The following is a 24,440-nucleotide window of genomic DNA, read 5'->3' as shown; positions in this document are numbered from 1 at the left end:
ATTCTCAGCCGAACAGATCCACCGCGGCCGGCAACGCGCCTTCCATCCGCAGCAGGAATTCCTTCGTCGGCAGGCCGCCGCCGAAGCCGGTCAGGCTGCCGTCGCTGCCGATCACGCGATGGCAGGGCAACACGATGGGTAGCGGATTGCGGCCGTTCGCCGCGCCGACCGCACGCATCGCCGATGGCTTGCCGACACGTTGCGCCAGTTGCGCGTAGCTGATCGTCTCGCCGTACGGAATCGACGCCAGCGTGTGCCACACACCGAGCTGGAACTCCGTACCGCGCGGTGCGAGCGGAAGATCGAAGTCGCGTCGTCCGCCGTCGAAATACTCGCCCAGCTGCGCCGCCGTCATGCGGATGAACTCGCACTCGCGCGCTTCCCACGCATCGCACCGCGACATGGGGTGGCGCGGGTTCTGGAATTCGATCAGGTGCAGCCCGTCGTCGCTCGCGGCGATGAGCAGCGGCCCGACGGGGCTGGGCACGGTGGCGTAACGGATCATGCGGTGGCGTCCGCGCCGGTTGTGCGCGCGATTCCGCGCCTGGAGCGCGTCGGCTTCGCGGCCTTTGCGACGGGCGCCGGCACCGAATCGCGCCACAGGTGGATCACCGCGTAGCCGCGCCACGGCCGCCATGCTTCGGCACGCGCGGCGAGCGCTTTCGGCGCCATGCGCGTGCCGTCGGCGGGAAGCGCTTTCTGCAGCACGAGATCTTCGACGGGAAACGCATCGGGATGCCCGAGCGCGCGCAGCGCGATGTACTGCGCCGTCCACGGCCCGATGCCGGGCAACGCGACCCAGCGCGACACGAAGTCGTCCAGCGTGCGTTCCGGCCGAAAATCGACGCGGCCGTCGAGCAGCGCCTGCGCGACCCCACGTACGGTCTGCGCACGCGAGCGGATCAGACCGATGGATTCCAGGTCCGCATCGACGAGTTTTTCAGGCGTCGGAAACAGATGCGCGAGCGCGTCCGCGACCCGCGCGTCCGCGAACGGCTGCGGCAGCGGCTGTCCGTACTTCTGCGCGAGGCGCGAGGCGAGGGTGCGTGCAGCGGCGACGCTGACCTGCTGGCCGATGATCGCGCGCACCGCGATCTCGAAGCCGTCCCATCCGCTGGGCAGGCGCAGGCCCGGGCGTTGCGCGAGCAGGGGCTTGAAGCGCGCGTCTTTCGACAACGTGTCGGCAATCGCCTGCGGATCGGCGTCCAGGTCGAACATGCGGCGCAGGCGCTGCACGATGTCCAGCAGGTTCGACGAGGCGGCGCCGTGCAGTTCGAGCTTAAGCGCATGCGCGCCTGCGTTCCCGCCGTTAGGCCATGCGCTGACGCGCAACCAGCCGGGGCGATCGACGGGGCCGATCACGCGCGCGTAGCTTTCATCGTCGACGAACTCGACGCCGGGCAGGGCGCGGCCGCGCAGGAAATCGAGCATCGCCGCGAAGTCGTACGGCGGGCGATAGCCCAGTCGCAGCGTGAGCACGTCGCCGGCCTCGCGCGCCTCGCTTCGACCCTTGCGAAGATCGCGCGGCGCCATGCGATACGCCGTGCGGAATGCATCGTTGAAACGGCGAAGACTGGTGAAGCCCGAGGCGAGCGCGATCTGCGTGATCGGCAGGTCGGTTTCGGTCAGCAGCTGCTTGGCGAACAGCAACCGGCGCGTGCCGTGCACGCCCATCGGCGCGACGCCCACGCGTTCGACGAAGAGGCGGCGCAGCTGGCGTTCGCCGATGCCGACGCGCTCGGCCAGCGCAGCCAGCGGTTGCTCGGCCAGCGCGCCGTCGTCGATCAGCTTCAACGCGCGCGCGATGGCCGCGTCGCCGCGCCGCCAGCTGCCGTCGTCCGGCGACAGCTCCGGCCGGCAGCGCAGGCACGGCCGGTAACCCGCCGCTTCGGCCGCCGCGGCGTGGCGGAAATACACCACGCGCCTGGCCGTCACCGCCGGGCACACCGGGCGGCAATAGATGCGCGTGCTGAGCACCGCCGTGAAGAACAGGCCGTCGAAGCGCGGATCGCGCGTGCGACGGGCCTGTTCGCACACGTGGAAGGCGGGCAGGGTGTCGGCGTGGACGTGGGCGGGCTCGGACATGGCCGCAGGCTAGCACCGCGCGATCGCGAGGACTGGCCGGATTCGGACATGAACGTGGAGCGCTTCCGAGAGCCGCTCCGGCCGCACGAACGAGCGCGATCAGTGCTCCGGCGCAGCGTTCCCGATCGAAGCAGGCTCGCGCAGCGCCGGCAGCAGGGGCGCGATGTCGCCGTCGTTCGGCGCGGCGTCGATGCCGAGCAGCCGCGCCAGCAGCGGGTACACGTCGACGTTGTCGAACGCCGGCAGCGTCGCGCCCGGCACGAACGACGGGCCGCGCGCGACGAAGAGCGCCCGCATCGACGGCAGCGCGGGATCGAACCCGTGCGAGCCGCGCGTGACGTTCGGCTTGGTCGCCAGTTTCTTCGGATACAGCGCGTCCCAGCCTTCGTGCATCTGGCACACGATCGGCGGCACGCGCGGGTTGGTGCCGTAGTGCCAGCGCGCCGGGAGATCCTCGCGCCGATAGCAGTCGTACTGCGCATGCGGGCCGAGCAGGCGGGTTTCGGCTTCGCGCTCGAAGCCGGGCAACGGTTGCACGCCGATGGACTGGCCGTCGGAGACCACGGTCGCGATCGACGGCGCGATCATCTGCTCCACGCTGATGGTGTGGTTCGGCGGAACCGTCGCCATGCCGTGGTCCGATACGACGATCAGGTCGGTCGAATCCAGCATGCCGCGCGCGGCAAGCCCGTCGTGCAGGCGGCCGATCACCGCGTCGAGTTCGCGCAGCGTGCTGCGCACCTGCGGCGATTCCGGGCCGTGGTCGTGGCCCGCCTTGTCGAGCTGTTCGAAATACACCGCCACCAGACGCGGGCGTTGCGCCTGCGGCGCGTCCAGCCAGGACAGCACATCGTCGATGCGGCGCGCGGGCGGCACGGATTCGTCGTAGGCGACCCAGCGGCTGGGACGCACGCCGCCGATCGCGGCGCTACTGCCGGGCCATGCCCAGCTCGCGCTGCGCACGCCCTGCTTTTCGGCGGTGACCCAGATCGGTTCGCCGCCCCACCAGCGCGTATCGTCCACGGCCTTGCGGTCGGCGACGGCGAAGTCGCCGATGCCGGAATCGCTCATGCGGTTGTGGATCACGCCGTGGTGGTCGGGACGAAGCCCCGTCGCGAGCGTGTAGTGGTTCGGGAACGTGAGCGAGGGGTACGACGGGTTCATCCACGCCGCATGCGTGCCTTCGCGGGCGATGCGGGCGAGATGGGGCGTCGCGTCGTTGGACAGGTAATCGGCGCGGAACGCATCGATGGACACCAGCACCACGGTCCGGGCCGCCGGTTCGGCGGGGCGGGGCGCGCGGGCGCTGCAGGCGGACAGGACGAGGCAGGCGGCAAGTGCCGCGAGGCGAAAGTGGGGCATCGGCCGATCATAACGAGCGTGTGTTGCGGCATGACTTTAGTCGCTGGCGGCATCGCGGAGCCTTGCCAATAGTGGCCACACACCCGGCGGCGCCCGCCGGCATCGGAGCCGCCGTGATGCGTATCGCCGTGAGTCTGTCTGCCGTTGTCCTGCTGGGGATCTCCGCCGTCGCGGACGCGCAGAGCCCGCCGAAAGCGACACCGAAACCGGAGCCGGCGCGCATGACGTCGGCCGAATGCGAGGTCTGGGCACGGGAGCTCAGCTTCGCGCAGTCGGTGGCCGACCACGACGCGAAGGCCTTCGCCTCGCACATCGATACGGACGCGGCCTTCGGCGCCAGCCAGCCGCAACCGACGCGCGGTCGCGAGGAGATCGCCCGGCGCTGGGCCGGCATCGTCGAGGGCAAGCGGTTGAAGCTCAGCTGGTACCCGACGCGGACGACGATCGGCCCGGGCAGCGCGAAGGACGTGGCCTGGTCGAGTGGGCCGTCGCTGTTCGAGGACCTGGACCCGAAATCGACCCAGCGTTACCGGATCGGCGCGTTTCACTCGGTCTGGCACCGCGGGGCGGACGGCACCTGGCGGGTGCTGTTCGACGACGGCGTCGACCCGCGGCCGGCCACGGAGGCCGAAGCCACGGCCTTCCGAGAGGGTCGGCAGGCCACGTGTCCACAAGCCTGACGACCGCCTGAAGGCGGCGGCTGCGCTCACGGCCGGGTAAAGCGCCGGGGCGTATGGTGGCGGTACGGCAACGTTGCCGTCCCACGCCAGGTGACGCCATGGATTCCCGCAATCGCAATCGCAGTCTCGCTACCGCGTTCGCAGTTGTCGTGTTCGGCATGTCCTTCGGCGCGTTTGCGCAGACGGCGACGACCGATGCGCAGGCGCAGGTGCAGGTGCAGGTCGCTTCCACGCAGGCGGACGCGGCGGTGGCCGCCGATGCGCAGGTCGCGGCCAATACCGATGCCGCAAACGCGAAGCGCACCTCGAACGTCGGATGCGTCAAGGACACCGGCACCAACATCCGCCCGCGCGATCCGAAGACCGGCAAGGCGCTGTGCATCGGCCCGGGCCGCAGCTACAGCCGCGAGCAGATCGACCGTACCGGCCAGACCGACCTCGCCGACGCGCTGCGTCGACTCGACCCGTCGGTGCGCTGATCGGGTGAAGGTCGTGACGCGCATGTGGCCCGTCGCGCTGGCGCTGGCCTTGCAGCCGGCGCTGGCGTTCGCGCAGCAGCCCAACACGCTGGCGCCGCCGCCGCGCGTGGCGCCGATCTCGCCTGCGTCGCAGCCGTCGTTGCCGCGCGGGGTGGACACCTCGCGCGACAACTCGCTGCAGACGCTCAATCGCCAGCTCGACGCGTCGAGTCGTCGCGTTTCCGCCGACACGCTGCGCAGCCAGGTCGACCAGCAGGACCGGCTGATGGACGCCGACCGCGCGCGTACCGACGCACGCCGTGCCGCGGCCACCACGCCTGCCGAATCCGAACGCCTTCGCCAGGATTTCGAAGCGCGCCGCGCGACGCATGAAGCCTGGCGCGCCGGCAAGGAAGCGCAGGTGCATCGCCTGGAAACGATCGACCTTCCGCCACCTCCGCCAGTGAACGAAGTGAAGCCGGCGATCGAGCCACGCCGCTAGGTCAGCCGCGCCGCTAGGCCAGCAACCCCCGCAACAACCGCTGCAGCGACGCGTCGTAGTAGCGCCGGAACGCGGCTTCGTCGAAATTGAACCGGCCCGCGCGATACAGCGCGATCAGGCCGTGCGTGTGCGCCCACAGCGTCACCGCCACGTCCCACACGTCGTCCTCGCGCAGCACGCCGGCGCGCATCGCATCCTCCACCGCGTCGGCCACGACGTTGAGCGTGGGCGAACGGCGCGCGCGGAAATCCTCGGGAAATCGGCGTGCATCGGTACGCGCGGTCGAGAACGCGTGGTCGAACAGATGCGGATGAGCGAGGGCGTAATCGAGGTAGATGCGCTGCACCGCGATCAGGCGTTCGAGCACGTCGCCGCCGCGACCGCGCGCGTCCCAGTGGCGGGCGATGGCATCGAAGCTGTCGTCGCCGATGCGCTTGAGCAACGCCTCGCGATTGGGGAAATGCCGGTAGATCGCCATCGGCGTGAGGCCGACCGCCGCCGCGACGCGCCGCATGCTCACGCCGGCCGCGCCCTCGCGTTCGAACAGCGTCCGCGCCGCGCGCAGGATGCGGTCGGCGGTGCGGTTCGTGCGGGGTTCGGTGCGGCTCATGTGTACAGCGTATACAAATGACGCGCCGCGGGCGCGAAATCGCACCAACCGGCGCCGCGACGGCGTCGGCGACGCGTCCGCCCGCGCGGGGCAGCGCGATAATTCCCGATGCCTGTTTCGCGCGTCGCAATCGCGGCGCCCAGCCGACGGAGTCTTTCCGATGTCGACCCGCAAAGATCCTTCCCGCGTCATCCGTGCCCCGCGCGGCGCCGAGAAAAGCTGCAAGTCGTGGCTCACCGAAGCCGCGTACCGGATGATCCAGAACAACCTCGACGCCGAAGTGGCCGAAAGCCCGACCGAACTGGTCGTCTACGGCGGCATCGGCCGCGCCGCGCGCGATTGGGAAAGCTTCGACGCGATCCTGAAGTCGCTGCGCGAACTGGACGACAACGAAACGCTGCTGGTGCAGTCCGGCAAGCCCGTCGGCATCTTCCCCACGCACGCCGATGCGCCGCGCGTGCTGCTGGCCAACTCCAACCTCGTGCCGCACTGGGCGACGTGGGAGCACTTCAACGAGCTCGATAAAAAGGGCCTGATGATGTACGGCCAGATGACGGCCGGTTCGTGGATCTACATCGGCTCGCAGGGCATCGTGCAGGGCACGTACGAGACCTTCGTCGAGATGGGCCGGCAGCACTACGGCGGCAGCCTCACCGGCAAGTGGATCCTCACCGCGGGCCTGGGCGGCATGGGCGGCGCGCAGCCGCTGGCTGCGTCGCTCGCGGGCGCGTGCTCGCTCAACATCGAATGCCAGCAGAGCCGCATCGACATGCGCCTGCGCACGCGCTACGTCGACGAACAGGCGAAAGACCTCGACGACGCCCTCGCGCGCATCGAGAAGTACACGCAGGCCGGCGAGGCGAAGTCGATCGCGCTGCTCGGCAACGCCGCGGAAATCCTGCCCGAACTGGTGCGTCGCGGCGTGCGCCCGGATGCGGTGACCGACCAGACCTCCGCGCACGATCCGGTGCACGGTTACCTGCCGATCGGCTGGAACGTGGAGCAGTGGCAGCGCATGCAGTCCGAAGACCCGGCGCGCGTGCGCGACGCGGCGAAGAAGTCGATGCGCGTGCACGTGGAGGCGATGCTCGCCTTCGAGGACATGGGCATCCCCGTGTTCGACTACGGCAACAACATCCGCCAGATGGCGAAGGACGAAGGTTGCCAGAACGCGTTCGACTTCCCGGGCTTCGTGCCGGCCTACGTGCGCCCGCTGTTCTGCCGCGGCGTCGGCCCGTTCCGCTGGGTCGCGCTGAGCGGCGATCCGGAGGACATCTACAAGACCGACGCGAAGGTGAAGGAACTCATCCCGGACGACGCGCACCTGCACCGCTGGCTCGACATGGCGCGCGAGCGCATCAGCTTCCAGGGACTGCCCGCGCGCATCTGCTGGGTCGGGCTGGGCCTGCGCCACAAACTGGGCCTGGCGTTCAACGAGATGGTGCGCAATGGCGAACTGAAGGCGCCGGTCGTGATCGGCCGCGATCACCTCGACAGCGGCAGCGTCGCCTCGCCGAATCGCGAAACCGAAGCGATGCGCGACGGTTCCGACGCGGTTTCCGACTGGCCGCTGCTCAACGCGATGCTCAACGTCGCCGGCGGCGCGACGTGGGTGTCGCTGCATCACGGCGGCGGCGTCGGCATGGGCTACTCGCAGCACTCGGGCGTGGTGATCGTGTGCGACGGCAGCGAGGAAGCCGACAGGCGCATCGCGCGCGTGTTGTGGAACGACCCCGGCACCGGCGTCATGCGCCATGCCGACGCGGGCTACGACATCGCGAAGCAGTGCGCGAAGGAGCAGGGGCTGAAGCTGCCGATGGTGTGATCGACGGCTCTTCGCTCGAAGCTCCAGACGGCCCGGGAAACCGGGCCGTTTCGCTTTTGGCCGCGACCCAACGGATGTGCCGAAACGAGCTTCGCGTCACGCGAGTGGATGTCGATCCGGGAAGCCCCCGTTCGTCGTTTAGTATCTTCCGCAAACAGCGAACGGACGCCCTGATGAGCACCGAACCGCAATCCCCCGTGGCGCAGGCCGGCGCCGACGCATCGCATTCCCTCTGGTCCGAACTCCGCGACGCCATTCGCGGCACCAACGCCGACTACACGAAGATCCCCTTGCGCCGGGCGGTGTTCCTGCTCGCGGTGCCGATGGTGCTGGAACTGGTGCTCGAATCGACCTTCGCCGTGGTCGACATCTGGTTCGTCGCCAAGCTCGGGCCGTCGGCCGTGGCCACCGTCGGACTGACGGAAACCTATCTGTTCCTGATCTATTCCATCGCGATGGGCCTGGCGATGTCGGTCACGGCCGTCGTCGCGCGGCGCATCGGCGAGAACCGGCGCGAGGACGCGGCCATCAGCGCGGTGCAGGCGATCTTCATCGCGCTGCTGGTGTCGGTGCCTTTCGCGGTCATCGGCATCGTGTGGGCGAAGGACCTGCTGCGCCTGATGGGCGCCGATGCGTGGAGCATCGAGCACGGTTACCGCTACACGCAATGGATGCTCGGCGGAAACGCGATCATCATGCTGCTGTTCGTGATCAACGCGATCTTTCGCGGCGCCGGCGATGCGGCCATCGCGATGCGCGTGCTGTGGCTGGCCAATGGATTGAACATCGTGCTCTGCCCGTTGCTGATCTTCGGCTTCGGGCCGGTGCCGGCGTTGGGCATCGAAGGCGCGGCGATCGCGACCAACATCGGCCGCGGCGCGGGCGTCGCGCTGCAGCTGTACGTGCTGTTCCATGGCGGAAAGCACATCCGAGTGGCGTGGTCGCAGCTGGCCGTGCACGGCGCAGTGTTGTGGAACATCGTGCGCACCTCGCTCGGCGGCATCGGGCAGATGATCGTGTCGATGACCTCGTGGATCTTCCTGATGCGCATCCTGTCCAGCATCGGCAGCGAAGCCGTGGCCGGCGCGACGATCGCCATCCGCATCATGATGTTCACGCTGATGCCGGCGTGGGGCATGTCGAACGCGGCGGCGACGCTGGTCGGGCAGAACCTCGGCGCGCAGCAACCCGAACGCGCCGAGGCGGCGGTGTGGCACATCGGCTGGTACAACATGGCCTTCACGATGGCCATCTCGGTGGTGTTCTTCTTCTTCCACCACGATCTGATCGCGCTGTTCACCAATGACGCGAAGGTGATCGACGTCGGCGGCCAATGGCTGCAGATCCTGTCGTATTCGTACTTCGTCTACGGCTGGTGGATGGTGTCGGTGCAGGCGTTCAATGGCGCGGGCGACACGATGACGCCGACGAAGATCAACGTGGTGTTCTTCTGGCTGATCCAGATCCCGCTGGCGTACGTGCTGGCGGTATCGATGGGGTGGCAGGAACTGGGCGTGTTCTGGGCGGTGTTCGTCTCCGAAACGTCGGTGGGCCTGTTCACGCTGTGGCTGTTCTCGCGCGGCAAGTGGAAGACGATGAAGGTGTGAGATGACTGGACACGTACTCGACAACCCCATCTGGGAAGCGCTGCAAAGCCGGCATCGCGACATCGCGCTCGCACGCGGCGACGTGGCGCGGTATCCGGCGCAGATCGCGCCGTTCCTCGGCGTGCCGTCCGAAGGCGTGGACGTCGCCGACGGATTGGCCGCGCTGATCGAGCCCGGCGAGACGACGCTGCTGCTCGATCGCATGCCGCAGGTGCCGCCGGGTTTCGAAGGCAGGAAGCTCGCGATGCTCGCGCAGATGGTGTGCACGCAGCCGGTGGAAGAAACGGACGGGCCGGAGATCATCCAGCTCGACGAAGCGCACCGCGAGGACGTGCTCGCGCTCACCGCGCTGGTGTATCCGCATTACTTCCGGCCGCACACAATGCAGCTGGGCCGTTATTTCGGCATCTATCAGGACGGGCGCCTGGCCGCGATCATCGGCGAGCGCATGGGCATGGACGAGTGGCAGGAAATCAGCGCGGTGTGCACGCATCCGGATTTCCTCGGACGCGGCTACGCCCGCCACCTGCTGGGGATGCTGAGCAACGACGTGCTCGCGCAAGGCCGCACGCCGTACCTGCACGTGGCGAACGAGAACGCGCGGGCGAAGGACCTGTACCTGCGCAGCGGCTACACGGTGCGTCGCGACATTCCGTTCTTCTCGCTGCACCGGACGGGTTGAAGGCGGCGCTGTCACCGGGCTGTCACTAAATTGCAGCATCGTGGCACGGTCGAAGTCCGAGGCCGTGCCGATGAAATGTTCGTTCCTGTCCCTCGCGCTGATGCTGTCGCTGGCCACGCTGTCCTCGCATGCGGGCGCGCAGACGCCTTACGTCAGCATCGAGCAGCGCCTCACGCCGGAGCAGCTGCGGTCGGTGGGCTTGAGCCGCGAGCAACTCGACACGCTCAATCGCATGCTGCGTGAAGCGCAGGACGGGCACGACGTGGCGGTGGCCGCGCCTGCCGCGCCGCCGGTGTCGAACAATGCGCCTGCGGCGAACCGTGACGAACGCGGACGCGACGAAGGTTCGCTGATCGGTTTCAACGACAAGCCCATCCAGAGCCGCCTGAAGGGCCCGGTCAGCGGCTGGGAACCCGGCACCGTGTTCGAGCTGGAGAACGGCCAGCAGTGGAAGGTGCTCAAAGGCGCGCTGAAGCTGCCGAAGAAGCTCGACGCGCCGGAAATCGTCGTCGTTCCCGGCGTGGCCGGCCGCTGGTTCCTGCAGGTCGTCGAAGGCATGCCGAAGGCGCGCGTCTACCGCATCGATTGAGCGGCTACGACCGCGTCTTTCCGTCCACCGGCGGCAGCGAACGCAGGTACGTCCACACAGCACGCAGTTCGACGTCCTGCATCGCACTGTAGGACTTCCACGGCATCATCCGATGCAGCTGGCGGCCGTCGGGGCGCTGGCCAGTGCGCATGAGGTGCAGGAAGTCGCTTTCCTTCCATGCCTGCAATCCGCTTGCGTGCGGCGTGAGGTTGGCCGACGGCGGCGTGCCGGGTTCGAGCACGAAGCCGCCGGCGAAGTTCGAACCGTGGCAGCCGGTGCACACCTGCGCGACGTACTTGCCGTACGCCACGCTCACCGTCGCCGGCGGCGCGACGCGTTCGCGCGGCGTGTGGTCGACGCGTTCGGCTGGCACCAGCGGGAACTTGCCGAACAGGTACAGCACGCGCGCGAGCGGGCGCACCTGCGTGCGGCCCGGGTCGGTATCGACCATCGGCAGCGTGCGCAGGTACGCCACGATCGACGCGACGTCGTGATCGTCCATGTCGGTGTAGTCGCCGGTGGGCATGATCACCAGCCCCGTGCCGTCGGGGCGCACGCCGTGGCGGATCGCCGCGGCGAGGCGGTCGTCGGTCCACGCCGCATCGCGCACGGTGCGGGTGAGGTTGCTCGGCACGATGCGGATGACATTCGGCGCATCGACCAGCAGTTTTCCTGCGCCGTCGGCGCCATGGCAGTCGGCGCAGCCGCGCGTGGCGAACAGGTGCTTTCCGTGGTCCAGGGACGCGGAGGCCATCGCATCGGCCAGCGGGGGATCGGCCACCGTCCAGGTCCGCGACAACGCGCGTTCGCTCATCGCCCAAGCGGCACCGAGCACGCCCGCCACCAGCACCGCCACCACGACCACGCTCCAGCCCAGCCACTTCAATAGACGCCGCATTGCCCTTCACTCCGGTGATGTGAAAACCGGATACGGGAAGTGCGGGCGGGGGAGGACACGGCGCAGGCGCGCCGGGGATGAATACGCGTTTCGGGCGGCTGCGGCAGAGGCCTGAGCGTTACCGGCCTGGGTCCCGGCCTTCGCCGGGATGACGGCTGCCTGATGGTCAGCCTTCGCCCTTCGCGCGACTCGCCAGCTGCCGGCATAGCGCCGCTGTCGCGTCGTCCACGGGGAAACAGCATTCGATGCGCAATTCCTCCAGCGTCACGTCGTGCGGCGTGCCGAAGGTGGTGATGGTCGAGAAGAACCGCAGGCGGTGTTCGTCGCGGCGCAGCACCGTGGTGAGCAGCGGTGTCGGTGCCGATTCGACGTCGCGCAGTCGCCAGCGTGCCGGCACGCCGGGGTATGCCAGCACTTCGTCGAGCAGTTCGCGCGCCGCGGTGTCGGAAGGTGCGGCCGCGACTTCGCCGTGCAGGTGGCGGATCAGGTCGCCCGCCACTTCCTCCCAGTTGTCCACGGCGCCGCGCAGGTCGGCCGGGTCGAAGATCTGCCGGATCATGTTCGTGTGCGCGCTCGCGCGCCCGTTCATCACGAACGCGTTGACGCGTAGCGCCGCGTCGTTGGCCATCAGCACGTCCCAGTGGCGGTTGAGCACGAACGCGGGATACGGTTCCTGCTGCGCGAGGATGAATTCGATCGCGCGCCGCACCTGCGACAGTTCCGGCGTCGCCAGCGCGGTCTCGGGATAGCGCGGCGCGAAGCCGGCCGCGACCAGCAGCGCATTGCGCTCGCGTAGCGGCATGTCGAGGGCGTCGGCCAGGCGCGCGACCATCTCGCGGCTGGGCTGCGCCTTGCCGGTTTCCACGCAGCTCAGGTGGCGCGGCGACACGCCCGCGTCCAGCGCGAGGTCCATCTGGCTCAGGCGACGGGCCGCGCGCCATTCGCGCAGCAGGGCGCCCAGTCGGACATCGCGGAGTGGCGTGGCGGCTCGGTTCACGCGGCGAGCATACGGGGCGGTGCGCGGCCGCACCATGACCTGCCAGGTCATGGCGGCATGACCTGCGGCTTCGTTGAACCGTTGACCTCCGACGCGAATCATTCCGTCGACGCCGGAGCGTTCCGGCCATGGAGCTCGATCATGCAGCGCAGGGACTTCCTTGGAATCGCCGCCGGCACGCTGGCTACCGCCACGCTGACCGGCGCGATGTTCGACCGCAGTGCATTCGCCGCATCCCCGGTCGCGAGTACCACCGACGCCGAGGATGCCGCCGCTTTCCTCAAGGCGCGCCGCTTCGTGTCCACGTCCGCCGGGGAGATCGCCTACGTCGAACGCGGGCGTGGCGCGGCGGCGTTGTTCCTGCACGGCTTCCCGCTCAACGGTTACCAGTGGCGTGGCGCGCTCGCGCGGTTGTCGCCGTACCGGCGCTGCATCGCGCCGGACTTTCTCGGATTGGGCTACACGCGCGTCGCGAAGGGCCAGAGCCTGGCGCCCGATGCGCAGGTGCGCATGCTCGCCGAACTGCTCGACAAGCTCGGCGTGGATCGCGTGGACGTCGTCGCCAACGACAGCGGCGGGCAGGCCGCGCAGCTGTTCCTGGCGACGTACCCGCATCGCGTCCGCACGCTGCTGCTGACCAATTGCGACTCCGAAATCGAATGCCCGCCGCCGGCGTTGCAGCCGGTGATCGCGCTGGCGAAGCAGGACCAGTTCGCGCAGCAGTGGCTCGCGCCGTGGCTGGCCGACAAGGCGCTGGCGCGCTCGCCGCAAGGACTGGGCGGGCAGACGTTCACCCATGCATCGAACCCGAGTGACGAGGCCATCGACGTCTACCTCGGCCCGCTGGTGCGCGATGCGTCGCGGACGAACGCGTTCGCCGTGGCGCTCGATCGCAACTGGCTCGGCGGCATCGGCCCCGCGCTGAAGGCTGCGCGCGCGCCGACGCGCATCGTGTGGGGCACGGCCGATCCGATCTTCACCGAAGCGGGCGCGGCCCATCTGGACGGTGCGTTCGGCGACTCGCGCGGCGTGCGGCGGGTCGAGGGCGCGAAGCTGTTCTTCCCGGAGGAATTCCCCGACCTGATTGCCGAGGAAGCGCGTCGCCTCTGGAACGTGTGAGCGGGCGCCGACGGACGGGGCCGCCGCGCCGATGCGCGCGACGTGAAGCGAGCCGGCCTTCACGGATCGCCACGGCGACCTCTGACACGCTGGCGGCCGCCCGCAGGCGCGCCGCACCGGCGCGCTGCTCAAGGCCCGGGAGCGAGCGCATGCAGCAGGCACGACTGGCAGTGATCGTCATGGTGGCCGCGATGCTGGCGGCCTGCGGCGGCGGTGGGGGCGGCGACAACAACACCCAGATTCCCGGCGCGCCGGTCGACCGGCCGCCGACGTTCACCTCGGCCGCGGCCGCCACCGTGCCCGAAGGCACTGCAGGCGTGTTCTACACCGCCACCGCCACCGATCCGGAAGGCAAGCCCGTGTCCTTCACGCTGTCGGGCGGCGCCGATCAGGCGCGCTTCCTGATCAGCGCCGCGGGCGCGCTGCAGTTCATCACGCCGCCGGATTTCGAGGCGCCGACCGACGCCAACGCCGACAACGTGTACCTGGTGTCGATCACCGCCAGCGACGGCACGCAGACCGCGACGCTGCCGCTGTCGGTCACCGTCACCGACGTCACCGGTGCGCCACTGCGCGTGCGGCGCGTCGTGAGCGGAATGAATTTCCCGATCTTCCTCGCGCCGGTGCCCGATGCGACCGGTCGTGTGTTCGTGGTCGAGCGTGCTGGACGCATCCGGCTGCTTTCACCGTCCAACGGTGCGATCGCGGCGTCCGCATTCCTCGACGTGAGCGGGCAGGTGTCCACCGATGGCGAGCGCGGCCTGCTCGGTTTCGCGACCGCGCCGGATTTCGCGACCAGCGGCCGCTTCTACGTCTTTTTGACCGTGCCCGACGGCACGATCGAATTGCGTCGTTACCAGACGCTGGCGAACAACCGCGATCAGGCCGACCCGGCCAGCGGCGACGCGATCCTGCGCATCGCGCATCCGCGCAACAACCACAACGGCGGCTGGATCGGCTTCGGTCCGGACGGCATGCTGTACGTTGCCGTCGGCGATGGCGGCGGCACCGGCGACCCGGACAACAACGGGCAGAACCGCGCGACGCTGCTGGGCAAGATCCTGCGCATCGATCCGTCGAGCGACGGTTTCCCCAGCGATCCGGACCGCGATTACGCGATCCCCGCCGGCAATCCGTTCACCTCGCCCAACGCGCCGGAAGTGTGGGCGTATGGCCTGCGCAATCCTTTCCGCAACAGCTTCGATCCGCTCACCGGCAATCTCTACATCGGCGATGTGGGGCAGGGCGCGGTGGAAGAGATCGACCTCGCGCGTCCCAACGAAGCCGGGCTGAATTTCGGCTGGCCGATCATGGAAGGCACACAGGTGTTTCGTGGTCCGGCGAACACCCCCGGCCTGACGCCGCCCATCGCCGAATACAGCCACGGCAGCGGTGCGCGCGAAGGCAGTTCCGTGACCGGCGGCGTGGTGTATCGCGGGCCGCTGGAATCGCTGCGCGGCGAATACCTGTTCGGCGATTTCGTGCAGCCGAACCTGTGGTCGATCCAGACGGGCGTGATCCTGCAGGGCACGACGATCCCGTCCTCGCGATTCCGGCTGCGCAATGCCGACTTCACGCCGACGGCGGGCACGATCAACAACATCGTCGCTTTCGGTACCGACACCGCCAACAACGTCTACATCGTCGATTTCGACGGCGAGATCTTCGTGATCGAACCCGTGCCGGGCACGGGCGGCGCGTTCTCCGCATCGGCGCTGGCTGCGCCGCAGCCGCTGCCGCAGGACGCGACCTCGAAGGAGGAATCGGCGCGACTGGTGCGCCAGTTCATCCGCGAGAGCCTGATGGGCCATCGATAGGGGCGGAGCCGAACCGGCGGCACATCCGCGTGCCGCCGCCAGCCACTACCATCGCACGACCACACAAGGCAGGAGCCGGGTCATGCGAAGTGCAGTGGGTTGGAGTGGTGCGATCGTGTTGGGCGTGGCGATAACGACATCGCCGGCATCCGCGGCGGGCAGCGGAAGCGAACCGAAGCAGGTGATGGCGATCGCCGACGAGATGGTCGCGCTTTCGCTCGAATACGATCCGACGCCTGCGTACTACGAAGTCCTGCCGCTCAAGCGCCACGATTACCTGCCGCGCAATTCGGCCGCCGACAACGCGCGATTCGACGCACGCGAGGATGCGTTGTGGTCGCGCCTGCAGAAGCTCGATCGCGCGAAGATCGACAAGGATCCCGCCGCACGGCTCGCCTATGCGCAGCTGCGCGAGATGCTCGAAACCAATCGCGCGCTACGCGTGTGCCACGCCGAGCAGTGGAACGTGAACCACATGTTCGGCTGGCACACCGCGTTCACCGATCTTGCCGATCGTCAGCCCGTCGCCACCGCGGACGAGCGCATGCAGGCGCTCACGCGCTGGCGCACGCTGCCGGCGTACGTCGACAACGAAATCGCAAACCTGCGCGCGGGTATCAAGGCCGGCTATACCGCGCCGAAGCCGGTGGTGGTGCGCGTGATCAAGCAGCTCGACGGCATGGTCGATCTGGAAGCGCGCAAATCGCCGTACTTCGCGCCGGGCGAGAAGTCGAAGGACGCGGCGTTCGCGAAGGAGTTTGAAAGCGTCGTGTCGCAGCAGGTCCAGCCGGCGCTGCGCCGTTATCGCGATTTCCTAGTTAGCGAATACCAGGGCGCGGCTCGCGAGACGATCGCGTTGTCCGCGCTACCCGATGGCGCGCAGTGCTACCAGGCGATGCTGCGCTCCTACACCACGCTCGACCGCACGCCGAAGGCGGTGTACGACCTCGGCCAGCGCACCGTCGCGACGAACCTGGCAACCGTGCAGGCGCTCGGCAAGACGATGTTCGACTCGACGGATCTGGCGACGATCGTCAAGCGCGTCGACGAAGCCAAGGACAACCGCTTCGCGTCAGCGGACGAGCAGCTGCAGTTCTCGCGCGGCCTGCTGGAGTCGGCACGTGAGAAGAGTTCGGCGTATTTCGCCACGATGCCTGTGCAGCCGGCGGTGGTCGAACCGCTGAAGCCGGAGCAGCGCAACACCGGCGTGAGTTCGCATTACGAACCCGATCCGGACGACCGCAAGCCGGGCGTGTATCGCATCAACCTCGACCATCCCGAGGCCGATCGTCGCGGCGCGGCGGAAATCACGCTCGTGCACGAAACCTGGCCCGGCCATCACCTGCAACTCGCGCTCGCGCGCGGCGTCGGCAAGCGCCATCCGCTGTCGGCGCTGGCGTTCAATTCGGCCTATGTCGAAGGCTGGGCGCGCTATTCCGAAGCGCTGAGCGAGGAAGCGGGCATCTACACCACGCCGTACGCGCAGATCAGCCGCCGGCTGTGGCCGGCGCGCGGCATGGTGGTGGATCCGGGCATCCACATGTTCGGCTGGACGCGCGAGCAGGCGGCGCAGTTCATGGCCGAAAGCGGGCGGTTCTCGCCGGAGACCTCGGCCGAGATGGTCGATCGCATCGCCGCGATGCCGGGCCAGCTCACCGCGTACGACTCCGGCGGTCTGGAGATCGTCGCGCTGCGTCGCGAAGCCGAAGCTGCGTTGGGCGATCGCTTCGACCTGAAGCAGTTCCACCAGCGCGTGCTGGGCGACGGCGTGGTGCCGCTGGCGTTCCTGCGCGAGCGCGTGCAGGCGTGGATCGCGGAGGAACAGGCGGCCGTGGCCGCACGCTGATCGCGCCGGGAGCGGCGAAAGAAACGTGAACCGGGCGCGGTGCCGCGCGCTGTGCGCAGAGTCAGGCCCCACGCCGTAAGCTGTGGCTTCACGTTTTCCGCGCGCCCCGTTCAGGGGCGCGTCCGCTCCCGAGTCCGTTGCCGCATGCCGATCCGTGCCGTCGCCCTGCTGTTGTCCTGCCTTGTCATCGCCGCCTGCCAGCGTCCCGAAGCGGAGACGACGCAGGGCCTGGTGATCGAGGAGGTCGCCGCGCCGCAGGACGGCGGCGCGATCAGCACCGCGCCGGTAAAGGTCGCTCCGGTCAAACCGGAAGGCACGCGCCAGGCGCGCACGTCGATCCGCGAGATCGCGCGCCCCGAACCCGCTCCCGAACCGCACAAGCCGTGGGCGGCGCCGCTGGAACTCACGGCGGGTGCGGCGTCGATCAGTTGCGACCTCGATTACGTGGAGAAGGGCGACGGCGAGGTGCTGACGACGTTCGACCGCGACGGCCTCAAGGCCGCGCTCGCACCGTGCGAAGCCGGCGGCGTGGCGCGGCTGCGTTACAAGGGCAAGGTCACCGCGGAATTCGGCACGCTGGTCGAGCGCGTCACCGAAGTCGCCGATTCGATGGACATCGGCAAGCGCGTGCTCGACATCGACTCGGCCGGCGGCCAGGTCGAGGATGCGATCCAGGCCGGCGACTACATCGCCGAATCGCGCTGGACGATCTGGGTGCGCGAAGGCGCGATCTGCCACAGCGCGTGCGTCTTCATCCTGAGCGCGGGCGACACGCGGATGATCGCCGGGCAGGTCGGCATCCACCGCATCATCCGCATGAGTTCGACCGCCACCACGCGCGCGCAGCTCAACGCCGAGCTGCGCGTTGTGTACGAACGCGTGCGCGATTACCTGGAGCGCAACGGCGCGGCCACCGCCGTGGCCGACCTGATGATGGCCGTGCCCAACCGCAGCCTGCGCCTGCTCACGACCGAAGAACTCGAGTTGTACGGCCTGGACGGCGTGAACCCGGCGCAGGACGACCTCGACCGTCTGCGCCTGATGCGCAAGTGCGGCGAGGACTTCGTGAGTCGCCGCGACTCGTTCGTGCGCGCATTCGACAAACGCTGCAAATCGCCGGACACCGACCTGGACGCGCTCAACGCGTGCGGCCTGAAGCTGCGCACGGATTTCGGCTTCCCCGACCAGACCTGTCCCTCCGAGAGCCCGCTGTCCGAGTTCGATCGCGACACCGCGACGCTGGAGCCGCCGAAGGGCGAGGACGGCGCGCAGAGCGTGTCGAAGGCGGCGCCGCAGAAGCGGCGGAGTGATAGCTGACGATGTTGCGCACGCGGGTGTGACGCCGCGTGCAACCGATGCGGCATCTGGGAGATCGCTTCCTCATGGGAAGCAAGATCAAGAGCTTCCGCTCGCAAGCGAGCGGGTCACTTTTGTCTTGGCAAAAGTAACCAAAACCGTTCGCTCCTGACGCGAGCCGCCGCTGCGCGGCGGTGCCCTGCGCTCCTCGCCGGAAAAGGGACGTCGCCCGAACTCGCTACGCTGCGCTCCGCTCAGACAGCGGGCGACTCTTCGCCCTTTTCCGGCTCCGGTGCTCGGCTCGCTTTAAGTCGCTGGGAGGTCAAGATCGACAGCAACAGCAACAGCAACAGCAACAGCAACAGCAACAGCAACAGCTACAGCTACAGCTACAGCTACAGCTACAGCTACAGCTACAGCTACAGCTACAGCAACAGCAACAGCAACAGCAACAGCAACAGAAAAGCCGGGTAGACGTGACGGCTCGCCGCCACGTCTACCTTAAGAACCCTTACCGCCGGAACTTCCCCGGCTCCGGCAACGTCACCGGCACGCCATTCCCGTCGCAATCGCCCGCCTTGCACAGCTCCGAGCGCAGCGCCGGCATCGACTGCAACAGGAAGTGGAAGATCGTGTTCTGCTCGACGCTGCCGCGCACCGCTTCGCTGCCCGGGCCGCGCGCCCAGATGCCCACGTCGTCGCCGCCGTGCGACTCGCTCGCCGTCGGCACCAGCGCTTCCTGCAGGTAATCCGGATCCTGCGTGTCGACGTTGCGCAGATCCGGGCGACCCTTCTTCGGGATCTGCACGCCGCTGACGGTGTGCTGGAAGCGCTTGGGGCCTTCGGGCTGCTGCGCGCTCGCGCCGACGTAGCCCGGTCCGTTGCTGTAGTTGAGCGTCGTGTACGGCAGGCCGAGCTGGTCGAGCGCGTAATCGGCGATGCCGTCGTCCTCGCCGCTGCTGCCGCGCACCTTGTCCAGGATCGGATTGCCGCGCTTGGGATAGCCCACGAAGCTCAGCGTGTGCGAATGGTCGGCCGTGACCAGGATCAGCGTGTCCTGCGCGCTCGTCGCATCGACCGCGGCCTGCACGGCCTCGCTCAGCGCGATGGTGTCGGTGAGCGCGCGATACGCGTTGCCGTAATGGTGTGCGTGATCGATGCGGCCGCCTTCGACCAGCAGCACGAAGCCCTTGTCGTTCTGCTTAAGGCGCGCGATGGCGGTGCGCGTCATTTCCGCGAGCGTCGGCTCGCCGGCACCGTCCTGCGGGCGATCCGCGGAGAACTGCATGTGGTCGGGTTCGAACAACGCCAGCAGCGGGCCGCGGGCCGGCGCGTCGCTGAGCTGCTGCGCGTTCCACACGTACGTCCCGTCCGGATGGCGCTGCTTCCATTGCGCGATGAGGTCGCGACCGTCGAGGCGTTCGCCCACCTTGTCGTCGTATTCCGGATCGCGCTCCGACACCGGCATGAAGTTCTTGCGGCCGCCGCCCATCAGCACGTCGGGGCCGTTGCCGAAGGGCGTTTCCACCAGCTGGCGGGCGATGTCGATGCAGCCGGCGGCGCGCGCTCCATCGGTGAGCTCCGTGTCGTTTTCCCAGTTGCGCTCGGGCACATGGGTGAACGTCGCGCCGGGCGTCGCGTGCGTGACGCGCGTGGTGGTCACCACGCCGGTGGCGAAGCCGCGGCTGGCGGCCAGTTCCCACAGCGTCAGCATCGGCACCGCCTGCGCGCCGGCGCAGTCGCGGCGCATCGGCTGCTGGCCGATGCTCAGCACGCCCGCGCGCGTCTTCACGCCGGTGGCCATCGCGCTCATCGTGCCGGCCGAATCGGGCGTCTGCGAATCGACGTTGTAGGTCTTGCTCAGCGCCGTGGCGGGGAAGCGCTCCCAGCTCAGGCGGTTGTCCTCGCCCGGGCCGCCCTTGCGCTGGCCGTCGAGGATGCGCGCGGCGGCGACCGTCGTCAGGCTCATGCCGTCGCCGACGAAGAGGATCACGTTCTTCGCGTGGCCGCCCATCGCGCCGCGCTCGGCGGCCTGCGCGGCGCCATCGCGGAACCACCACTGCGGCGTTTCGCCGGCCGGATGGCGGATCGTCGGGACGTCGACCTCGAATGCGGCGGGCTTTGCCGAGTCGGTCGCATGAACGCTCCCGCCGCCGGTGGCGCAGGCGGAGACGAGCAGGGTCGTGGCGAAGGCGAGCGTGGCGTGGCTCAAACGAGAGTGGCTCGGGCGGGTCGCGCGGAGTCGGGACATTCGGGAGGCTTGTCGAAGGCAAAGCGCGATTATGGGCTGCGTTATTGCAGCCACGGGACACCGGCGTTGCATTCGCGGGGTCGTCACCCCCTTCGGTGTGGGCTATCGTGCCAAGCCGACAATTTCGGTAAAGAGGTACGGATGAAGCTGGTGTCTGCCTGGTTGCGGATCCCGTTCTGGCAGCGCGTGCTGGCGGGCTTCGTGTTGGGCGCGCTGGCCGGCTGGGCCTTCGGGCATTCGGCGGAAGTCTGGTTCGCGCCGCTGGGCACCATCTACGTCACGCTGATCAAGATGATCGCCGTGCCGCTGGTGTTCTTCGCGGTGATGAACGCCATCGGCAGCCTGCACGGGCAGAAGTCCGTCGCGGCGCTGGGCGGCCGAACGTTCGTCTGGTTCGCGATCACCGCGGCGCTGGCAGTCGGCGTCGGCCTGCTGATCGGCTGGCTGCTGCAGCCCGGCCACGGCCTGAGCGGCCTGACCATCGCACCCGACTACACCGTCCGCGTGGTGCCCTCGCCGAAGGACGTGCTGCTCGATGTCATCCCGACCAATCCGTTCAAGGCGCTGAGCGAAGGCAAGATCCTGCAGGTGATCGTGTTCGCCGGACTGGTCGGCTTCGCCTTGGTGAAGCTGGGCGAACGCGTCGCCGGCCTGCGCAAGCTCGTGGGCGAAGCGAGCGACACGATGGTGCAGGTCACGCGCTTCGTGCTCGAAATGACGCCGCTGGGCACCTTCGGCCTGATCGCCTCGCTGGTCGGCGCGTACGGCTTCGAAAAGCTCCTGCCGCTGGGCACGTTCGTGTTCGCGCTGTACCTGGCGTGCGCGATCCACGTCGTGTTCGTCTACGGCAGCCTGATCGCGCTGCACGGCTTGAATCCGCTGAAGTTCTTCCGCGGTGCCGCACCGGGCATGCAGGTGGCATTCGTGGCGTCGTCGAGTTTCGCGGCGATGCCGGCGGCGATCCGCTCGGTCACGCATAACCTCGGCGTCGACAAGGACTACGCGGCGTTCGCCGTGCCGCTGGGCGCTAGCATCAAGATGGACGGCTGCGGCGCGATCTATCCCGCGCTGACGTCGATGTTCGTCGCGCAGTACTTCGGCCTGCACCTGGAGCCGGGGCAGTACGCGACGATCCTGATCGCCTCGGTGCTCGGCAGCTTCGGCACGGCCGGCGTGCCGGGCACGGCGATCGTGATGGTGACGCTGGTGCTCTCCGCCGCGGGTTTGCCGCTGGAAGGTATCGGCTACCTGGTCGCCATTGACCGCGTGCTGGACATGATGCGCACGATGACCAACGTCACCGGCCAGATGGCGGTGCCGGTGATCGTCGCGAAGGAGTCGGGCCTGCTCGATCGCGACGTGTACGAAGCCGCGTCGAGCAACCTCGGCGTCGCCGCCGGCGAGAAAGCCGAGGTGCGTGCGACGAGGGAAGGCGGCTGATGGACGCCGCGCAGGTGAAACTTATCGAACGGTTCCCCGGCGCAGACGATTACTGCCGCCTGCGCGCGGATGCCGGCATGGCGCCGCGCACGCTCGACGCCGCGCAGCGTGGACTTCCGAACACGCTCTACGGCGTGAGCCTGCTGCTCGACGGCGAGGTCGTCGGCATGGGCCGCGTCATCGGCGATGGCGGCTGCTTCTTCGTCGTGGTGGACATCGCCGTGGCGCCCGCGCTGCAGGGGCAGGGGCTCGGCAAGCGCATCATGGCCGCGCTGGACGACTGGCTCCGCGCGAACGCGCCGCCGTCGGCGGTCGTGTCGCTCGCCGCCGATGGCGACGCGAAGCATCTCTACGCGAAGTTCGGGTTCGTCGAAACGACGCCGTTTTCGGTGAACATGGAGTACCAGGTCGACTAGCCGGCCGCGACTTCAAGGAACGAAGCCCATGCGTCTCACCAGCTGGATCCTCTGCGCCGCATTGCTCGGCGGTTGCGCGACGCACCCGCAGATCGTGAATGACGGAGCCTCGCGCGCCGGCCAGGTCGGCATGAACGAGATCAGCGGCATGACCCCGCAGGCCGCGCGCATGGAACTGGCCGACAACGAATCGTTCCTGATGCCCCTGGAAGACGACGCGAATCCAATGCCCGTCTATCCGGCCGCGCTGCTTTCGCAAGGGCTGGCGCCGCAGGCGGTGTGCGTGCGCGTCGGTGTGAGTGGCGACGGCAGCGTGCTGTCGTCCGCGCCGGCGGTTGCGCCGCCGAATTGTCCCGAGCCAGCCGATCCGGCGTTCTTCGACGCGGTGCGCAGCGCGGTCACCGGCTGGCGTTACGAGCCCGCGCTGCGTTGCGTGTTTCCCGATGCGAAGACGAAGGACGACACCGTCGGCAGCTGCGGCGGTTACACCGAAATCCCGGAAGCGGTGACGCTCACCTACCGCTTCGTGTTCGAACAGAAGGACGGGCGCGGCCGCGTGCAGCTCGCGCGCTGAGGCCTCACACGCGCGAGTACGACCACGACTGCATGCGCCCGTCGCGATACGGCATCACGCCGTGGAACGCGCGCGGGTCGTCGTCGAACACCAGCGGCAGGAAGTTGCGGTCGCCTTCCCACATCGGCAGTTCGTCGAGCTTTTCGATCGGCACCCACTCCAGCGTGCCTTCGGGATTGCTCGCATGCGGCGTGCCGCGGAAGGACGTGATGACGAACACGAAGCCGAGCCAGTCCTCGCCGTGCTTGCCGAAGCCGGGCCAGCTGATCGTGCCGCGCAGCTGCATCGCGTCGCACTCGATACCGGCTTCCTCGAGGATCTCGCGCCGCATGCCGGCCACGACGTCCTCGTCGCGTTCGATCTTGCCGCCCAGTCCGTTGTACTTGCCGAGCTGGTGGTCGTCCGGTCGCGCATTGCGATGGACCATCAACACTTCGCGACCGTCAGGCGACAGCACGTAGCCGAGCGTGGCGACGATGGGCGTGTACGGCATCAGCGCGTGCCCTTGATGGCGGCCTGCTGTTCCTTGAGCGTCTTGTCGAACGCGCGTTCGGCGCGGTCGGCGTAGGCGCGGCAGGTGAGCGTGGTCGGCGTGATCGATTCGCCAAGCTTCCAGCCCGACGCATCCGGATGCGGCGTCAGCAGCAGGTCGCACGGCAACGTGCGGACTTCGGCGAACGCGCGGCGGTAATCGTCGACGATGCGCGGCTGGCGCGGGTTGCCGACGAGCTTGTAGCCCGGCGCGCTCAGGCTGTCGACGTAGGCGATGCGCAGCGGCTTGCCGGCCTTCGCGTCGGTCCAGGTCCAGCTCAGGCTGCCCGGCGTGTGGCCGGGCGTGAAGTGCGCGGTGAACGCGACGCCGCCGAGCTCGACGACTTCGCCGTCCATCACGATGCGGTCGGCATGCGCGGGCGGGAACACCATGCCATCGCCGAAGTGCAGGTCGTCGAAGCCGCCGCGTTCGAGCAGCACTGCCGATTCGGCATTGGTCACCACTCGCGCGCCGGTCGCGCGCTTGATCGCGGCGATGGGCCCGGCGTGGTCGATGTGCGCATGGCTGTGGAGGATCAGCTTCAGATCGGACGGCGCGACGCCGAGCGTGCGCATGTGCGCGAGCAGCATGTCCGCCGCCTGCGGCAGGCCACCGTCGATCAGCACGGCACCGGCGTCGGTCTTCACCAGCACGGCGCTCAGGCCCGCGGTGCCGATGTACCAGCTGCGATCGGCGAGCGCGAACGGCGCGATCGGCTGGCGCCATGCGTCGGAAGATTCGTAGGCCTGCGCCTGCGGGAGCAGCGGTTCGGCGGCGTGAAGGGGCAGGGCGGAGAGCGCGGTCAGCGAGACACAAAGCGCGGCGTGGAGGCGCATGGCGACGTCGAAGCGTGG

Annotated in this window: 23 protein-coding genes; 14 read left to right on the top strand and 9 right to left on the bottom strand. The window is 68.6% G+C overall.

Annotated elements, in window-relative coordinates; genetic code table 11:
• Positions 1 to 4: 4 nt before the first annotated feature.
• From DX912_RS03060 to DX912_RS03050, 3 genes are all read right to left on the bottom strand, one after another.
• Positions 5 to 505 carry a methylated-DNA--[protein]-cysteine S-methyltransferase gene (locus tag DX912_RS03060; protein ID WP_115841053.1) on the bottom strand — a complete coding sequence of 167 codons (501 nt, stop codon included), beginning with the start codon at positions 503 to 505 and terminating at the stop codon, positions 5 to 7.
• Positions 502 to 2,085 (bottom strand): DNA-3-methyladenine glycosylase 2 family protein, encoded by a 1,584-nt coding sequence (locus DX912_RS03055; RefSeq protein ID WP_115840949.1) that lies wholly within the window; start codon positions 2,083 to 2,085, stop codon positions 502 to 504. Before DX912_RS03055 ends, DX912_RS03060 begins: the two co-directional genes overlap by 4 nt.
• Positions 2,086 to 2,184: 99 nt before the next feature.
• On the bottom strand, positions 2,185 to 3,447 hold the full coding sequence (locus tag DX912_RS03050) for an alkaline phosphatase family protein (protein WP_115840948.1): 1,263 nt from the start codon (positions 3,445 to 3,447) through the stop codon (positions 2,185 to 2,187).
• 116 nt (positions 3,448 to 3,563) lie between these two features.
• Here DX912_RS03050 and DX912_RS03045 point away from each other — a divergent pair, with 116 nt between their 5' ends.
• The 3 genes from DX912_RS03045 to DX912_RS03035 all read left to right on the top strand — a co-directional run bounded on the left by DX912_RS03045 (position 3,564) and on the right by DX912_RS03035 (position 5,087).
• A complete protein-coding gene (locus DX912_RS03045; protein WP_233433443.1) occupies positions 3,564 to 4,127 on the top strand; it encodes a YybH family protein in 564 nt (187 codons plus the stop codon).
• Between the two features lie 98 nt (positions 4,128 to 4,225).
• Entirely contained in the window at positions 4,226 to 4,606 is a 381-nt protein-coding gene (locus DX912_RS03040) for a hypothetical protein (protein WP_147298547.1), read from the top strand.
• 13 nt (positions 4,607 to 4,619) lie between these two features.
• Positions 4,620 to 5,087 (top strand): hypothetical protein, encoded by a 468-nt coding sequence (locus DX912_RS03035; RefSeq protein WP_147298546.1) that lies wholly within the window; start codon positions 4,620 to 4,622, stop codon positions 5,085 to 5,087.
• A 13-nt stretch (positions 5,088 to 5,100) separates the two neighbouring features.
• Here DX912_RS03035 and DX912_RS03030 read toward each other — a convergent pair whose 3' ends face one another.
• Positions 5,101 to 5,697: a TetR/AcrR family transcriptional regulator gene (locus DX912_RS03030; protein WP_115840945.1), complete on the bottom strand. Its 597-nt coding sequence runs from the start codon at positions 5,695 to 5,697 to the stop codon at positions 5,101 to 5,103.
• A 160-nt stretch (positions 5,698 to 5,857) separates the two neighbouring features.
• Here DX912_RS03030 and hutU point away from each other — a divergent pair, with 160 nt between their 5' ends.
• The 4 genes from hutU (at position 5,858) to DX912_RS03010 (ending at position 10,400) form a co-directional block, all read left to right on the top strand.
• A complete protein-coding gene (gene hutU, locus DX912_RS03025; RefSeq protein WP_115840944.1) occupies positions 5,858 to 7,522 on the top strand; it encodes a urocanate hydratase in 1,665 nt (554 codons plus the stop codon).
• Between the two features lie 173 nt (positions 7,523 to 7,695).
• Positions 7,696 to 9,129 carry an MATE family efflux transporter gene (locus tag DX912_RS03020; RefSeq protein WP_115840943.1) on the top strand — a complete coding sequence of 478 codons (1,434 nt, stop codon included), beginning with the start codon at positions 7,696 to 7,698 and terminating at the stop codon, positions 9,127 to 9,129.
• A 1-nt stretch (position 9,130) separates the two neighbouring features.
• Positions 9,131 to 9,811, top strand: a complete 681-nt coding sequence (locus DX912_RS03015) for a GNAT family N-acetyltransferase (protein WP_115840942.1) — start codon at positions 9,131 to 9,133, stop codon at positions 9,809 to 9,811.
• Between the two features lie 70 nt (positions 9,812 to 9,881).
• On the top strand, positions 9,882 to 10,400 hold the full coding sequence (locus DX912_RS03010; protein ID WP_115840941.1) for a hypothetical protein: 519 nt from the start codon (positions 9,882 to 9,884) through the stop codon (positions 10,398 to 10,400).
• 4 nt (positions 10,401 to 10,404) lie between these two features.
• Here DX912_RS03010 and DX912_RS03005 read toward each other — a convergent pair whose 3' ends face one another.
• Complete coding sequence (locus DX912_RS03005; protein WP_115840940.1) at positions 10,405 to 11,298, bottom strand: c-type cytochrome; 894 nt, start codon at positions 11,296 to 11,298, stop codon at positions 10,405 to 10,407.
• A 166-nt stretch (positions 11,299 to 11,464) separates the two neighbouring features.
• The gene (locus tag DX912_RS03000; RefSeq protein WP_233433442.1) at positions 11,465 to 12,295 is read right to left on the bottom strand and encodes a helix-turn-helix domain-containing protein; all 831 of its coding nucleotides are present in this window, start codon (positions 12,293 to 12,295) and stop codon (positions 11,465 to 11,467) included.
• 141 nt (positions 12,296 to 12,436) lie between these two features.
• Here DX912_RS03000 and DX912_RS02995 point away from each other — a divergent pair, with 141 nt between their 5' ends.
• From DX912_RS02995 to DX912_RS02980, 4 genes are all read left to right on the top strand, one after another.
• Positions 12,437 to 13,414 carry an alpha/beta fold hydrolase gene (locus tag DX912_RS02995; protein WP_115841050.1) on the top strand — a complete coding sequence of 326 codons (978 nt, stop codon included), beginning with the start codon at positions 12,437 to 12,439 and terminating at the stop codon, positions 13,412 to 13,414.
• 149 nt (positions 13,415 to 13,563) lie between these two features.
• Complete coding sequence (locus tag DX912_RS02990; RefSeq protein ID WP_115840939.1) at positions 13,564 to 15,231, top strand: PQQ-dependent sugar dehydrogenase; 1,668 nt, start codon at positions 13,564 to 13,566, stop codon at positions 15,229 to 15,231.
• A gap of 82 nt (positions 15,232 to 15,313) precedes the next feature.
• Positions 15,314 to 17,077, top strand: a complete 1,764-nt coding sequence (locus DX912_RS02985; RefSeq protein WP_115840938.1) for a DUF885 domain-containing protein — start codon at positions 15,314 to 15,316, stop codon at positions 17,075 to 17,077.
• A gap of 144 nt (positions 17,078 to 17,221) precedes the next feature.
• The gene (locus DX912_RS02980; RefSeq protein ID WP_115840937.1) at positions 17,222 to 18,394 is read left to right on the top strand and encodes a COG3904 family protein; all 1,173 of its coding nucleotides are present in this window, start codon (positions 17,222 to 17,224) and stop codon (positions 18,392 to 18,394) included.
• Between the two features lie 490 nt (positions 18,395 to 18,884).
• On the opposite strand, the gene DX912_RS02970 is transcribed toward DX912_RS02980, so the two are convergent.
• Positions 18,885 to 20,624 (bottom strand): alkaline phosphatase, encoded by a 1,740-nt coding sequence (locus DX912_RS02970; RefSeq protein WP_115840936.1) that lies wholly within the window; start codon positions 20,622 to 20,624, stop codon positions 18,885 to 18,887.
• A 141-nt stretch (positions 20,625 to 20,765) separates the two neighbouring features.
• Between DX912_RS02970 and DX912_RS02965 the strand changes: the two genes are divergently transcribed.
• Genes DX912_RS02965 through DX912_RS02955 form a run of 3 tightly spaced genes read left to right on the top strand, consistent with a single transcriptional unit; the run spans position 20,766 to position 23,054 of the window.
• Positions 20,766 to 22,064 carry a dicarboxylate/amino acid:cation symporter gene (locus tag DX912_RS02965; protein ID WP_115840935.1) on the top strand — a complete coding sequence of 433 codons (1,299 nt, stop codon included), beginning with the start codon at positions 20,766 to 20,768 and terminating at the stop codon, positions 22,062 to 22,064.
• On the top strand, positions 22,064 to 22,480 hold the full coding sequence (locus DX912_RS02960) for a GNAT family N-acetyltransferase (protein ID WP_115840934.1): 417 nt from the start codon (positions 22,064 to 22,066) through the stop codon (positions 22,478 to 22,480). Before DX912_RS02965 ends, DX912_RS02960 begins: the two co-directional genes overlap by 1 nt.
• A gap of 28 nt (positions 22,481 to 22,508) precedes the next feature.
• Positions 22,509 to 23,054 carry a hypothetical protein gene (locus DX912_RS02955; RefSeq protein WP_115840933.1) on the top strand — a complete coding sequence of 182 codons (546 nt, stop codon included), beginning with the start codon at positions 22,509 to 22,511 and terminating at the stop codon, positions 23,052 to 23,054.
• 4 nt (positions 23,055 to 23,058) lie between these two features.
• Here DX912_RS02955 and DX912_RS02950 read toward each other — a convergent pair whose 3' ends face one another.
• Complete coding sequence (locus DX912_RS02950) at positions 23,059 to 23,547, bottom strand: NUDIX hydrolase (protein WP_115840932.1); 489 nt, start codon at positions 23,545 to 23,547, stop codon at positions 23,059 to 23,061.
• A complete protein-coding gene (gene bla, locus DX912_RS02945) occupies positions 23,547 to 24,422 on the bottom strand; it encodes a subclass B3 metallo-beta-lactamase (protein WP_115841049.1) in 876 nt (291 codons plus the stop codon). The genes DX912_RS02950 and bla overlap by 1 nt, the downstream gene beginning before the upstream one ends.
• Between the last annotated feature and the right edge of the window lie 18 nt (positions 24,423 to 24,440).

The organism is Lysobacter soli (genome assembly GCF_003382285.1).
GTDB lineage: Bacteria > Pseudomonadota > Gammaproteobacteria > Xanthomonadales > Xanthomonadaceae > Lysobacter_J > Lysobacter_J soli.
This window is presented reverse-complemented; position numbering and strand designations above follow the sequence as displayed.